The 13565-nt window shown below is 63.6% G+C and carries 14 protein-coding genes; 2 read left to right on the top strand and 12 right to left on the bottom strand.

Going from position 1 to position 13565, the window contains the following annotated elements; translation table 11 throughout:
* The 8 genes from dapB to HAV21_RS19555 are packed head-to-tail and all read right to left on the bottom strand — an operon-like array spanning nucleotide 1 to nucleotide 7180.
* Nucleotides 1–759, bottom strand: a complete 759-nt coding sequence (gene dapB / locus HAV21_RS19520; protein ID WP_166842817.1) for a 4-hydroxy-tetrahydrodipicolinate reductase — start codon at nucleotides 757–759, stop codon at nucleotides 1–3.
* 51 nt (nucleotides 760–810) lie between these two features.
* Nucleotides 811–1266 (bottom strand): molybdenum cofactor biosynthesis protein MoaE, encoded by a 456-nt coding sequence (locus tag HAV21_RS19525; RefSeq protein WP_166842818.1) that lies wholly within the window; start codon nucleotides 1264–1266, stop codon nucleotides 811–813.
* A complete protein-coding gene (locus HAV21_RS19530; protein WP_166842819.1) occupies nucleotides 1256–1753 on the bottom strand; it encodes a MogA/MoaB family molybdenum cofactor biosynthesis protein in 498 nt (165 codons plus the stop codon). The genes HAV21_RS19525 and HAV21_RS19530 overlap by 11 nt, the downstream gene beginning before the upstream one ends.
* Nucleotides 1750–2280 (bottom strand): cyclic pyranopterin monophosphate synthase MoaC, encoded by a 531-nt coding sequence (gene moaC / locus HAV21_RS19535; RefSeq protein WP_166842820.1) that lies wholly within the window; start codon nucleotides 2278–2280, stop codon nucleotides 1750–1752. Before moaC ends, HAV21_RS19530 begins: the two co-directional genes overlap by 4 nt.
* Nucleotides 2268–3494 carry a gephyrin-like molybdotransferase Glp gene (gene glp / locus HAV21_RS19540; protein ID WP_166842821.1) on the bottom strand — a complete coding sequence of 409 codons (1227 nt, stop codon included), beginning with the start codon at nucleotides 3492–3494 and terminating at the stop codon, nucleotides 2268–2270. The genes moaC and glp overlap by 13 nt, the downstream gene beginning before the upstream one ends.
* 59 nt (nucleotides 3495–3553) lie before the next feature.
* Entirely contained in the window at nucleotides 3554–5134 is a 1581-nt protein-coding gene (locus HAV21_RS19545; RefSeq protein ID WP_166842822.1) for a molybdopterin-dependent oxidoreductase, read from the bottom strand.
* Nucleotides 5131–6393, bottom strand: a complete 1263-nt coding sequence (locus HAV21_RS19550; protein ID WP_166842823.1) for a HAMP domain-containing sensor histidine kinase — start codon at nucleotides 6391–6393, stop codon at nucleotides 5131–5133. The genes HAV21_RS19545 and HAV21_RS19550 overlap by 4 nt, the downstream gene beginning before the upstream one ends.
* Nucleotides 6380–7180, bottom strand: coding sequence for a response regulator transcription factor (locus HAV21_RS19555; protein WP_166842824.1), 801 nt, complete (start codon nucleotides 7178–7180; stop codon nucleotides 6380–6382). Before HAV21_RS19555 ends, HAV21_RS19550 begins: the two co-directional genes overlap by 14 nt.
* Before the next feature lie 150 nt (nucleotides 7181–7330).
* Here HAV21_RS19555 and moaA point away from each other — a divergent pair, with 150 nt between their 5' ends.
* Together moaA and HAV21_RS19565 are read left to right on the top strand one after the other, a co-directional pair.
* Nucleotides 7331–8470, top strand: coding sequence for a GTP 3',8-cyclase MoaA (gene moaA, locus HAV21_RS19560; RefSeq protein ID WP_208097208.1), 1140 nt, complete (start codon nucleotides 7331–7333; stop codon nucleotides 8468–8470).
* A gap of 4 nt (nucleotides 8471–8474) precedes the next feature.
* A complete protein-coding gene (locus tag HAV21_RS19565; RefSeq protein ID WP_142939649.1) occupies nucleotides 8475–8741 on the top strand; it encodes a MoaD/ThiS family protein in 267 nt (88 codons plus the stop codon).
* A gap of 30 nt (nucleotides 8742–8771) precedes the next feature.
* On the opposite strand, the gene HAV21_RS19570 is transcribed toward HAV21_RS19565, so the two are convergent.
* The 4 genes from HAV21_RS19570 to rpsO all read right to left on the bottom strand — a co-directional run bounded on the left by HAV21_RS19570 (nucleotide 8772) and on the right by rpsO (nucleotide 13512).
* Entirely contained in the window at nucleotides 8772–9233 is a 462-nt protein-coding gene (locus HAV21_RS19570) for a DUF1579 family protein (RefSeq protein WP_142939650.1), read from the bottom strand.
* Between the two features lie 88 nt (nucleotides 9234–9321).
* Nucleotides 9322–10665 (bottom strand): pitrilysin family protein, encoded by a 1344-nt coding sequence (locus tag HAV21_RS19575; protein WP_166842825.1) that lies wholly within the window; start codon nucleotides 10663–10665, stop codon nucleotides 9322–9324.
* Nucleotides 10666–10746: 81 nt separating this feature from the next.
* Nucleotides 10747–12999: a polyribonucleotide nucleotidyltransferase gene (locus tag HAV21_RS19580; protein WP_011774282.1), complete on the bottom strand. Its 2253-nt coding sequence runs from the start codon at nucleotides 12997–12999 to the stop codon at nucleotides 10747–10749.
* Nucleotides 13000–13242: 243 nt separating this feature from the next.
* Nucleotides 13243–13512 carry a 30S ribosomal protein S15 gene (gene rpsO, locus HAV21_RS19585; RefSeq protein WP_142939652.1) on the bottom strand — a complete coding sequence of 90 codons (270 nt, stop codon included), beginning with the start codon at nucleotides 13510–13512 and terminating at the stop codon, nucleotides 13243–13245.
* Nucleotides 13513–13565 lie beyond the last annotated feature (53 nt).

The raw sequence follows: 13565 nt of genomic DNA on the forward strand, positions 1-13565 counted from the left end.
TTAGAGACCCAAGTCCAGGTAGCCATCCAAGCCCACGGTAAGGCCGGGGTTGGCTGCAACTTTACGAAGCCCCAGAAGGACTCCGGGCATGAAGGAGGCTCGGTCGAAGGAGTCGTGGCGCAACGTCAGCTGCTCACCGGGACCACCGAAAAGCACTTCCTGGTGAGCCACCAAACCGCGCAGGCGCACGCTGTGGACTCGAACCCCGTCCACGTCGCAGCCTCTTGCACCGTCCAGTGATGTTTCCGTGGCGTCAGGGCTCGCCGGGACACCGGCATCCTGGCGCGCTTCAGCGATCAGCTGCGCTGTGCGCACAGCGGTGCCGGAGGGAGCATCAACCTTGTTGGGGTGGTGCAGTTCGATGATTTCCACGGACTCGAAGTATTGCGAAGCCTTCGCCGCGAAGGCGGACGCGAGCACGGAACCAAGGGCGAAGTTCGGGGCGATCAGAACACCGGTGTCCGGCTTTTGCTCCAAGAGGCTCCGCAAGGAATCGAGCCGGTGGGCGTCCCAGCCGGTGGTACCCACAACTGCGTGGATGCCGTGCTCTACGGCGAACCGGACGTTGGCCTCCGTGGTGTCCGGAACGGTGAGGTCAACAACATACTGTGCACCGGCGTCGAGCAGTTTCTCCAAGGAATCGCCGCGGCCCAAAGCGGCCACCAGCTTCATGTCTCCGGCTGCCTCAACAGCCTTGACGGCTTCCATTCCCATACGCCCGTGGGCACCCAGCACTGCAACAGCAAGTTGTTCGGTCATGCCGTTAACCCTACCGCCGGGTCGGAGCCCGGGAGGAACCGTGACTCGGGCCTACTCCCCTGCCCCGACCCATTCCACAGTGCCATCAGTGAAGAACTGTTCCTTCCAAATGGGGACCTGCTCTTTGACCCGGTCCACAAGCTCGGCACACACAGCGAACGCCTGGCCGCGGTGGGCAGCAGCCACCGCACATACCAGCGCGGGGTCCCCGATCTCCAACATGCCGATCCTGTGGGCTGCCCAGATCCGAACCGGCTGTGCAGCTTCTCCGGAGTGCTCTGCCACCAGCTGCGCCACGACCTCTGACATCACCTGCTGGGCTGTGGGATGCGCGCTGTAGCTCAGCCGGTCCACAGCCTTGCCGCTGTCGTGGTTTCGGACGACGCCACTGAAGCTGACAACGGCTCCCGCGGTATCCGATTCGACCGCCTTGATGGCTTGGTCCACGGAAATCGGCTCGGCGCTGAGAACGGCGCTGACCACTTCAAAGTTTGTTTCAGTGCCCATGATTTCCTTCCAACTGTTCACAAAGGTGCCCGATCACAGGGTCCAGGACAGCCAAGCCGTCCATGACGCCTTTCGGGGATCCAGGCAGGTTGATGATAAACGTCTTCCCTACTGTTCCGGCGTGGCCACGGCTGAGCATGGCCATGGGGGTTTTGGCAGCGCCGGCGCGGCGAATGCCTTCCATGATGCCCGGAATCTCGCGCTCAAGCAGCGGCAGCGTCATTTCCGGTGTGCGGTCATCCGGGCTAAGGCCCGTGCCGCCGCTGGTGATCACTACGGCTGGATCCTGGGTCAGGAGAGCCCTTAGGGCAGCTCCAACAGGCTCACCGTCCGGCACCACCATGGTGGGGAACGTATCGAAGCCGTGCTCGCTGAGCCAATCGAGGATGATCGGACCTGTCTCATCGGCGTAGACTCCAGCGGCCGCGCGGGTTGACGCGATCACGATGCCGGCTTTCCGCAGCGTGTTCGGCTCGCACGCACTCACGCGCCGGCCTCACGTGGCATTGATACTCCAGAGACGTTCCAGTCCCCGCTTTTTCCGCCGCTCTTGGCCAAGACCCGTATATCGGTCAGCACTGCATGCTTGTCCACGGCCTTGATCATGTCGTAGACGCTCAAGGCCGCCACCGAGGCCGCCGTCAAGGCTTCCATTTCGACGCCGGTCACGCCTTTGGTCTTGACCGTTGCCAGGATGCCAATCGAGTCGGTGTCCAGCTCAAAGTCCACGGTGACCTTGGAGATCGGCAATGGATGGCACAACGGAATCAGATCGGGGGTCTTCTTTGCCGCCATGATCCCTGCGACGCGCGCCACGGCGAGGGCATCGCCCTTGGGCAGCTCGCCGGCACCCAGCAGGGCCAGCACCGCGGGCGTGCTGCGGACAGTGGCCGTGGCAGTCGCAACACGAGTAGTGACGGCTTTTTGGGAGACGTCCACCATCTGCGCGGTGCCGTCCTGCCTGAGGTGGGTCAGGCCACCGGAATTTTCGGGAGTGTGGTTCACAGCATCCATACTTCCACTTCGTCCCCTTCGGCGAGTTCCGTGACGTCGCCGGGGATCTGCACCAGGGCGTTTGCCCGGGCCAGGGCATGGACCAGGTGGGAACCTGCGCCACCTTCCATCCGGACCGTGCCATCGGTGCCCATGGTTCCGCGGCGAACCTGGTGTTTTCCTTCCGGGGAGGTCAGCGATTCGCTCAGGCGTGCCCTGACCACCGGCCTCGGGGCAGGGGTTCCCTGTACCTGCGAAAGGGCGGGCCGGAGAAACATTTCGAAGGAGACCAGGCAACTGACCGGGTTCCCCGGAAAGCCCAGGAAGGGCACGCCCTCAAAGGTGCCCAATCCTTGCGGTCCGCCTGGCTGCATGGCGACCGGCTGGAATTCCACCGGCTGGTTCGCCATGGCTTGCCGGACTACCTCGTAGGCGCCCTTGCTCACTCCCCCGGTGGTGACGATGAGATCTACCCGGTCCTCCGCCGGCCCGGTATGACGACGAAGGACCGCCAGCAGTTTGGAGGGATCGTCTTCGGAAATCCCGGTGCGGACCACGTCCAGGCCGGCCTGTCGCATGGACGCTTCGAGCAGTGTCCCGTTGGAATCGAAGATCTTGCCTGCTGTGAGTTCGGACCCCGGCTCCACTACCTCATCTCCGGTGGTGACCAGGAGGACACGGCAGGGTTGGCGGACCTGAACGGTTGTCAGGCCCAAGGCGGCCAGCAAGCCCAATTGTGCAGGCCCCATCCGCGTACTGGCGGCCAACGCCAGCGCACCCTTGCCGATGTCGCTGCCGCTGTCCCGGACGTAGGTGCCGGAGGCGACTGAAGGCAGGACCACGGTAGCCTCGCCCGCTGCAGGGTCCGGGAAAGTGTTCGGCGTGGCCTTTTCAATGGGCACGACGGCGTCGGCCCCCTCGGGGATCACGGCTCCGGTCATGATGGGGGCGGCAAAGCCGGGCTTGAGAGCTGCCGGCGCGGCACCTGCCGGAACCGGCTCCGCTACCCGGAGCTCCGCACCGCCGTCGGGGATATCTGCTGAGCGGACGGCGAATCCGTCCATTTGGGAGTTGGCGAACGGGGGCAGTGACAGTGGCGCGTGGACGTCGACGGCGAGCGCCCTACCCAGTGCCTCCAGTAATGGCATGCGGAGGTGCCCTTTGTCGGCTAGGACACCGGTCAGCAGTTCCACCACTGCCTGGCGGTGGGCTGCAACAGATCTGGGCACGGACATCCTCCTGTGTGGACACGCTGGCTTCCGGCGAAACCTCCGGACGTACCCAGACTAGGGCCTCAGCCCACTTTGACGTTGATGGTGTGATAGCCGGTGGCACCATCCGGGGCTACCGGCGCTTTGTCTTCAGTCTGAGGAACACCGGTGGAATCGGTTGCCCGGACCTGCACTTCGTAGTCCCCTGGCGTGAGATCGAGGCCCAACTGCCACTGATACCAGGTGTCTGAGGAGATCGGGCTGGCCAGCGCTGCCTGCTGCCATGGTCCGCGGTTGACGCGGAGCTCTACGCGGTTGACTCCCCTGTGCTGGGCCCAGGCTACGCCGCCGAACTGCACCTTGCCTGCTTGGACGCTCCGGCCGCTGCGGGGTACATCGATGCGCGATTGCGTCTTGATGGGACCTCGATCGCTCCAACCACGGGGCGTCCAGTACGCGGTGTCGTCGGCGAAGCGTGTGACCTTGAGTTCAGTGAGCCATTTGGTGGCCGAGACGAAGCCATAAAGTCCCGGCACGATCATCCGCACGGGGAATCCGTGTTCCAGCGGGAGCGGCTCTCCGTTCATGCCTACGGCCAGGAGCGCGTCACGGTCATCATTGAGGGCCTCCAAGGGAGTGCTGGCCGTCCAGCCGTCGTTACTGGTGGAGAGGACCATGTCCGCGCCGGCCTTGGGTCCTGCCATGGCCAGGAGTTCCCGTACGGGCCAGCCCAGCCAGAGGGCATTGCCGATGAGGTCGCCACCTACATTGTTGGACACGCAGGCGATGGTGATGTGGCGTTCTGTCATGGGCTTGGCCAGGAGGGTGGCGAAGTCCATTTCAACTTCGCGTTCCACCATTCCGGTGACCTTCAGTTTCCAGGCAGGAGGATCGATGGCCGGCACCGTCAAGGCGGTGTCGATCCTGTAGAAATCCGCGTTCGGGGTGACCAGGGGGCTGATGCCATCCACGGGAAGGGACGCACCTGCGGGAATGGCTTGCGCCGGCGTGGCGGGTTCCGGGAGCGTCATGGAACCGCGGAAACCTGACGCCACTGCTGTAGCCCTGGTGAGGACAGTGGTCACTGTTCCGGCCACGACGGCGGCGAGTGAGGTTCCAGCCAAGGCGTTCAGAAAGCTCCGCCGAGCCAGTGGTGCCTCCTCACGGCCGGGGGTTTCTTCGGAGGGAACCCAGGTTGCGAGCCGACGTATGAGCGTTCGCAGCAGCAGCATGGTGACAATGGCGGCAACGATCGGTGCAAGGGCCGCTTGGGGGCTCGCTTGGGCTCGGGTCACGACGGCGGTCAGTCCGGCTGCGCCCGCCAGTCCAGCCAGTGCCAGGCCCCAGCCGGTGCGGCGACGTTCCAGGATGCCAGCAAGCGCCGCCAGAATTCCTGCGACGCTCACAATGCAGGCCACCAGCACGATCTTGTCTGCAGTACCGAACAACTGCACCGCCAGATCCTTGACCCCGGGCGGTACGGCATCGATCACCGCACCACCGAGGGCTGTAACAGGCGATACCAGGGGGCTCAGGAGACCGGCAGCCAGTTCGCCCGCCGCGATCCCCGCGGCGCCGGCTGCTACGCCGGCGGCTGCCGCCCACAGCGCGGGCCTGCCCATGGTGCCTCGCTGCTGGGTGGTACCGGGTGCGAGCGTACTCATGAGATGCCTCCATGGCGGTGTTCTCTGGCGATGGGTTGATGGGTGGGAGTCATTGATGTCATGGACGGCATCCGCGATTCCGATGAGGGCGCCTTGGCCGGAAGTGACAGCGCAAAGCGGCAACCGCCGTCGACGTTATCCACGGTGACCGCTCCCCCATGCGCCTTGACGATGCCAGCCACCATGCTCAGGCCGATGCCTGCCCCGCTGTAGCTGCCTTGCATCTCTTCCGTAGTGCGACGGGCGGGGTCTTTCTGCCATCCCGTTTCGAACAGGTGCGGAAGGTCCTCGTCCGGGATGCCGCCGCACTGGTCCTCCACAGCGATCACGGCGTTCCCGCCGGAACCTCCAACGCGTTCGCCGCCGACGCTGATGTGGACGTCGCTGCCGGGTTCGCTGTAGATGATGGCGTTGAGAAGTATGTTCCGCACGGCCCGGGCGAGGCTTGGTCCGTCGGCGACGGCCATGCACTCACGGTCACCGCCGCCGTCGAGCCTGATGCCTTTCCTGGCGGCTAGCGGCGCCAGGTCAGAGATCGCGTCGCTGACGAGGTCGTACAAGTCCAGCGGTTCGGCACGCAGGCGGAGGGTGCCGGCCTGAATCTTGGACAGCTCCAGGAGGTCGTTGACCATGGCCGTCATCTGCTCTGTCTGCCCGATGATCTTCCGGTAATAGCCCTGCACATCTGATGCCATACCGTCTTCAAGGGCCTCGGTCATGGCGCGCATGCTGGCCAATGGTGTACGGAGGTCATGGGATATCCATGACACCAGCTCCCGGCGGGCGGCCTCAATAGCAGCTTCGCGTTCCCGCGATTCGGCCAGGCTGCGGCTGCTGGCCTCAAGTTCCTGGGCCAATTCGGCGAGTTCGGATGTCATGGCGGGAGCGCTCCCCCGACCCTCGGCCACGGTATGTTCCAGTGTTTCGCCACGACCAAGGCGTCGGGCAGCGTCAACAAGGTGGGCCGCATTGCGTGAGACGCCGGCACCGAGCATCAGTGACAGAGCCACGGCGACGGCTGAGGCAGTGGCCAGGATGTACCACATGACCTCAAGGTCCCGCGCGGAAATGAACATCGCGTTGAAGGCACTGACCATTCCTGCCACCAGCACAGCTACAGTGGCAACCACCACCAGGCAGATCTGGGCGAGTACCGAGGCCCGGCGGAGCAGCCTGAGAAGCGCCCACGTGGCGGCCCCAATGACCACAGCCCAGAACAGGACCCATGCCAGGATGATCCACAGCTCACTGCCTTCCATGGTCACCCCCTGAAACGTTGGGCCCCGACACGTCTGGCCCTGACACGTCGGGCCGCACAGTTTCGGTCTCAGACCGCTTGCCATCGAAGCGGTAGCCAACGCCCCAAACTGTCTTAAGCAGTTCGGGTTTGGTGGGGTTGGCTTCTATCTTCTCCCGTAGGCGCCGGACGTGGACGGTGACGGTAGACAGATCACCGAAGTCCCAGCCCCATACGGCCTTGATGAGTTCTTCCCGGCTGAAGACCTGGTTGGGCCTTCGCATCAGGAAAGCCAGGAGGTCGAATTCACGGACCGTCAGAGCCAGCGGAACTCCGTGGTGCGTCACGGTCCGGGAGGCAGGATCCAGTTCCAGTCCTGCGGCTTCCACCGGCGGTTCCGGAGTGAACTCCTTGATACTCCGGCGCAGTACCGACTTCACCCGGAGGACCAGTTCACGCGGGGAAAAGGGTTTGGTGACGTAGTCATCCGCGCCCATCTCCAGGCCCAAAATCCGGTCATCTTCGGTTCCCAAGGCTGTGACCATGATGACGGGAACGCTCATGCTTAGACGAAGCCGGCGGCACACCTCCACGCCGTCCAGTCCTGGCAGCATACGATCCAGGATGACAAGATCGGGTTGCCGCGTGGCTGCAAGGTCGAGTGCGGTGAAACCATCCCCCGCCATGTCCACCTGGAAACCGGCTTTGAGCAGGTAGTCACGGACGACGTCGGCAATGGTCTGTTCATCCTCCACCAGGAGGATCCGACGATTCCCCGGCTCCGCTGCTGATGCCGCATTTGTGGTCACGCTTTCAGCATAGGTTTGCTGACGGTGGCCGGCACGCGTTCCTGGCCCAAAGTGCACAAGCGTTTGGAATCCGTAAGAACTGTGTGGGTTAAGGACTCTGCGACTGTAACGGGTGTCACTGATCCAGCCACGGTGGCGTAGCCTGAATTTATGAGTGTTCAGCTAGGCATGCCGGTGCCCCCTCCGGGCGGCGCGGCAGGCAGCCCGGAAAGCGGCGTTGCAGTTCCGCCACCACGTCCAGCCGGCACGCCCACCGGGCTGTGGGATCGTTATGGCCGCCGCGCAACGGATATGCGCCTTTCCTTGACGGACAAGTGCAACCTGCGCTGCACCTACTGCATGCCTGCCGAGGGACTGGAATGGCTCTCGAAACAGGCAGTGATGACCAGGGACGAGATAGTCCGAATCGTCCGTGTCGGCGTCAACTCCCTGGGCGTGCGGGAACTCCGCCTGACTGGTGGCGAGCCCCTGGTCCGCGCCGACTTGGTGGACATCATTGCCGGCATCCGCGCGGACCACCCGGACCTCCCCATCTCCATGACCACCAATGGCGTGGGACTGGATAAGAAGGCCGCAGCACTGAAAGCCGCGGGCCTTACCCGGATCAATGTCTCGCTCGATTCCCTCCATGAGGAGACCTTCACCAAACTTACCCGTCGCCCCTTCCTGGATCGCGTCCTGGCCGGCGTGGATGCCGCTTGGGCGGCCGGGTTGGGCCCGGTAAAACTGAACGCTGTGCTGATGCGCGGCATCAACGACGCCGAGTCGCCGGATCTTCTGGAATGGGCCCTGGGCCGCGGCTACGAACTCCGCTTCATCGAACAAATGCCCTTGGACGCGGACCACGGCTGGACCCGACGCAACATGATCACGGCCGCCGAGATTCGTGGACTGCTCTCCCGAGACTTCGTGCTGGACAACGACCCCCGCGAGCGGGACGGCGCACCGGCCGAACGGTTTGAAGTACGACGCCGGGACGCGGCAACGGGCGTCGCCACAGGGCCGGTCCTCGGTACAGTCGGCATCATCGCATCAGTCACTGAGCCGTTCTGCTCCGACTGCCGCCGTACCCGCATCACCGCGGAGGGCAAGATCATGAGCTGTCTTTTCTCCCGCGAAGAATTCGACCTGTTGGGCTTCCTTCGTGAAGGTGCCACGGATGACCAATTGGCGTCGCGGTGGCAGGACGCCATGTGGGTCAAACCCAAAGCCCACGGCATGGACCACACAGGTCTCGGCGCAGCGGACTTCGTCCAGCCGGACCGCAGCATGAGCGCAATCGGAGGCTGAACCTTTGCTTGTCCGTTACTTCGCTGCCGCACGCGCGGCCGCCGGGGTGGAAGAAGAACTTCACTCCCTCCCGGAAGGAACCAGCCTGGAGGCGCTGCTGGAAGCTGCCCTCGCCGTCGAACGTCCGCTTCCCCCCGAAGGCACGCCGCCGCTCGCCAGGATCGTGGCACGCAGCAGTTTCCTTCGCAACGAGGTGGCCGTCCGCGACCGTACAGCTCCCTTGGGAAGCGACGACGTCATCGACGTATTGCCGCCGTTCGCCGGAGGCTAGGACCGCACAGGGCGCCAGCGCTGCGCGGGTTCACGCTTTCCGGAACACGCTCTTCAACAACGGGCTGAACTCAGCGGATCCTTCAAGCCTCAAGTCTGCGGTGTGCACCAGGACGCCATCGTCCACGCGGAATGTGTGCCGGGCTACGCCGTCGGCTGTCCGCCGGTCCAGGGTCAACGTGCCTGCATTCCATGTCCCACGGACCGGGCTCGCCGGTGGCCGTCCCATGCTGTCCACGTAGTACCACAGCGTGTCGCCGTGGTCCCGGTCAACAGTGAACATGCCATGACCTTCGAAATGCGTGCCGTCGGCTTCGCGGTGCCTATAGCTCTGAACCACGGCATATCCGCCCGCAGCCTTGGTAAACACCGCCTCGGCTTCTGCAGTCCGAGCAGTTCCCCAAGGAGACGCTGCGATCTCCGTAATGCCGCGCCAATGACCAAGGAAATCCCGCAGCATCTCCGCGGCTTGGCCGCTTGAGGGCGCATCCATCAGGGCTCCAAAGTAGTCAGGGCAGCATCATCGTGTGATCATGCTGCCCTGTTTACAGTGCGGGAGTCCAGAGGTTCCGGACGGGAACCTAGAGCCCGAAAGTTTCGGTTTCCTCAAAGGGACCAACAACAGTGATGGTCCGGGGCGCCGCTGCGAGTTCACGGGCGAGGTCCTGGACATCCTCCACGGTGACGGCCTTGATGCGGGCCAGGGTCTCGTCGATGTCCTGGAACTCCCCGGACACCAATTCCGCCCGGCCAAGACGCGACATCCGGGAGCCCGTGTCTTCGAGCGCGAGGACAATCCCGCCGCTAAGCTGCCCCACAGCCTTCCGGAGCTCTTCCTCGGTGATACCTTCCTTGGCGAGCTTGTCCAGCTCAAGGCCCAGGAGTTCCAACACCTGGCGGACCTTGGAAGGCGTGCAGCCGGCATACATTCCGAAGTAGCCAGCGTCCGCATACGCGGCAGTGAAAGAGTAGGTGGAGTACACCAGGCCGCGCTTTTCACGAATTTCCTGGAACAGGCGTGAGGACATGCCTCCGCCCAGTACGGCATTGAGCACGCTCATGACAAACCGGCGGTCATCGGTGGCAACGATCGTTGGGCAACCCATGATGATATTGGCTTGCTCCACAGGACGCTTTACTACGTGCAGTCCGGCCGTGCCCGTGATGACGGCACGGTCCGTGCCCCGGCGGTCTACCGGCGCGGCGTCGGCGTCCAGCTGCCATCCAGCAGCTGTCAGGGCATCCACAACCAGCTGGCAGACGACGTCGTGATCCAGTCCGCCGGCTGCGGTGATGACCAGTTCCTCCGGTCGGTAGTAGCGCTGGTAGTGCGCCCACACCGAATCCCTTGCCACGGCTCTAATAGCATCCGGCGTTCCCCCGATAGGCCGTGCCAGCGCGTGGTTGCCCAGGACAGCGGCCACGAACTTCTCATGGGCGACGTCCGTGGGGTCGTCGCTGTCCATGGCGATCTCCTCAAGGATGACGTCGCGTTCCTGCTCCAATTCGGCAGGATCCAAGACCGCACCGGTGATCATGTCCGCGATGACGTCGATGGCCATGGGGAGGTCTGTATCCAGGACCCTGGCGAAGTAGCAGGTGCTTTCCTTGGCTGTGGCCGCGTTTGATTCACCGCCCACCTCGTCGAAGGCGGACGCGATTTCCAAGGCTGTGCGCCGTTTGGTGCCCTTGAACAACAGGTGCTCAAGAAAGTGTGTGGAACCATGCTGGCCGTCCGCTTCATCACGCGAACCCACTGCCACCCAGAACCCTATGGTGGCCGAACGCTGACCGGGCATTGCCTCGGTGAGGACGCGCACGCCGCCGGGCAGGACCGAGCGCCGCACGACGGAACCGCCCTCGGCACCATGGATCAATTCGCCGCCGGGAAGGGTCTGTTCCAGTGGCAAGGGTACGACAGTCATTAAGGCCTTTCAGGTTAAGGCCGGAAGGGCCGGTGGAGCTTTTTCAAGCCCACCGGCCCTGCCGGGTGTACTGCTTACAGACTACTCTGCGGACTCTTCAGCGGCCTCGGCCGGAGCGTCCTCTGAGGCTGCTCCTTCTTCCTCGGCAACAACCGGGGAGAGGGAAAGCTTTCCGCGGTCATCGATCTTGGTGATCTCGACCTGGACCTTCTGGCCCACGGAGACGACGTCATCCACGTTGTCCACGCGCTTGCCATTGGCCAGCTTGCGGAGCTCGGAGATGTGCAGCAGGCCGTCCTTGCCCGGGGTGAGGGAAACGAAAGCGCCGAAGGTGGTGGTCTTGACGACCGTACCCAGGTAGCGCTCACCGATTTCCGGTACCTGCGGGTTGGCGATGGCGTTGATGGCGGAGCGTGCTGCGTCGGCAGACGGTCCGTTGGTGGCGCCGATGTAGACAGTGCCGTCATCCTCGATTGAGATGTCCGCGCCCGTGTCTTCCTGGATCTGGTTGATCATCTTGCCCTTGGGGCCGATGACCTCGCCGATCTTGTCCACGGGGATCTTGACGGCGATAACGCGCGGCGCGAACTCGGAGAGCTCGTCCGGGGTGTCGATCGCTGCGTTGATGACCTCGAGGATGTGGAGGCGGGCTTCGCGGGCCTGCTTCAGTGCTGCTGCCAGCACGGAAGCGGGGATGCCGTCGAGCTTGGTGTCCAGCTGGATAGCTGTGACGAACTCGGAAGTACCTGCCACCTTGAAGTCCATGTCACCGAAAGCGTCTTCGGCGCCGAGGATGTCAGTCAGGGCTGCGTAGCGGGTCTGGCCGTCAACCTGGTCGGAAACCAGGCCCATGGCGATACCGGCAACAGCTGCCTTCAGCGGCACACCTGCGTTAAGCATGGAGAGTGTGGAAGCACAGACGGAACCCATGGAGGTCGAACCGTTGGAACCGAGGGCCTCGGATACCTGGCGGATCGCGTAGGGGAACTCTTCACGGGTGGGCAGAACCGGCACCAGAGCGCGCTCTGCCAAGGCACCGTGGCCGATTTCGCGGCGCTTCGGGGAACCGACGCGGCCGGTTTCACCGGTGGAGTACGGCGGGAAGTTGTAGTTGTGCATGTAGCGCTTGCGCGTTACCGGCGACAACGAGTCGATCTGCTGCTCCATCTTGAGCATGTTCAACGTGGTGACGCCCATGATCTGGGTTTCGCCGCGCTCGAAGATTGCAGAACCGTGAACGCGGGGCAGAACCTCTACCTCGGCAGTCAGCTGGCGGATGTCCGTCAGGCCACGGCCGTCGATGCGGACCTGGTCCTTGAGGATTCGCTGGCGCACAACGTGCTTGGTGACCGAGCGGAAAGCTGCGGACAGTTCTTTCTCGCGGCCCTCGAACTGGCCGGCAAGTGCACCCAGGACTTCGTCCTTGAGCTCGTCCGAGGCGTTGTCGCGGTCCTGCTTGTCAGCGATCTGGAAGACAGCGGCCAGCTTGTCAGCAGCAGCGGCTTCAACAGCGGCGTAGACGTCGTCCTGGTAATCCAGGAAGACCGGGAACTCAACCGTGGGCTTGGCAGCGCGTGCTGCCAGGTCAGCCTGTGCTTCACAGAGTGCCTTGATGAACGGCTTGGCAGCCTCGAGGCCCTCGGAAACAACCTCTTCGGTAGGAGCGGTTGCGCCCTGTTCCTTGATGAGGTTCCAGGAGTTGTCCGTGGCTTCGGCTTCAACCATCATGATGGCGACGTCGTCACCTGCAATGCGGCCGGCAACAACCATGTTGAACACGGCGTTCTCGAGCTGAGAGTGCTTGGGGAAAGCGACCCACTGCGAACCCTGTTCGTCGGCGATGAGGGCGACGCGGACGCCACCGATCGGGCCGGAGAACGGGAGGCCGGAAAGCTGCGTGGACATCGAGGACGCGTTGATGGCGACGACGTCGTAGAGCTCATCGGGGTTGATGGCCAGAACGGTCACCACGATCTGGACCTCGTTGCGCAGGCCCTTCACGAAGGCGGGGCGCAGCGGGCGGTCCATGAGGCGGCAAGCCAGGATGGCTTCGGTGGACGGGCGTCCTTCGCGGCGGAAGAACGAGCCCGGGATACGGCCGGCAGCGTACATGCGCTCCTCGACGTCAACCGTCAGCGGGAAGAAGTCGAAACCTTCGCGCGGCTGCTTGCCTGCCGTGGTTGCCGAGAGCAGTGCGGTGTCTTCGTCGATGTAGACCATCGAGGCGCCAGCTGCCTGCTTGGCAAGGCGGCCGGTTTCGAAGCGAATGACGCGCTTGCCAAAACGGCCGTTGTCGATAATGGCTTCGGAGAACTGGATTTCGGGACCCTCCATAGAGAGTCACCTCCGTTTCTGTTAGCGGAAGTCCGCCGCATCAACCCAGGCCTCTTCTTTTTTCCTGGCCTGTACTACACCCGGTCATCGATCGAGATCCACGGGCGTTGGCATCGTCACAGATGATGTTCCCGGGAATCACTACCGAGGACCGCGAATGCGCGATGCGGTTGATTCCTGTTTTTAGTTGTTGGTGAAAAAGGCGGCCCGTTCCGCTGGGGACCGGGCCGCCCCTAAGTCAGACTAGCGGCGCAGGCCGAGACGCTCGATGAGCGCACGGTAGCGGGCGATGTCAGTGTTCTTCAGGTAGGTAAGCATGCGCTTGCGACGACCAACCATGGCCAGCAGACCGCGCTGGGTGTGGAAGTCGTGCTTGTGCTCCTTCATGTGCTCAGTCAGATCTTTGATCCGCTGAGTCAGGACTGCAACCTGGACCTCGGGTGAACCGGTGTCGCCTTCAGTGGTTGCGTATTCCTTGATGATGGACTGCTTTACAGCGGCGTCAAGTGCCACGTGAACTCCTAGAGTTGTGCCGTGCCTCCCGCAACAGCGCCTCGCTGACGGGT

It is taken from the genome of Paenarthrobacter sp. MSM-2-10-13 (assembly GCF_011605365.1).
Lineage (GTDB): Bacteria > Actinomycetota > Actinomycetes > Actinomycetales > Micrococcaceae > Arthrobacter.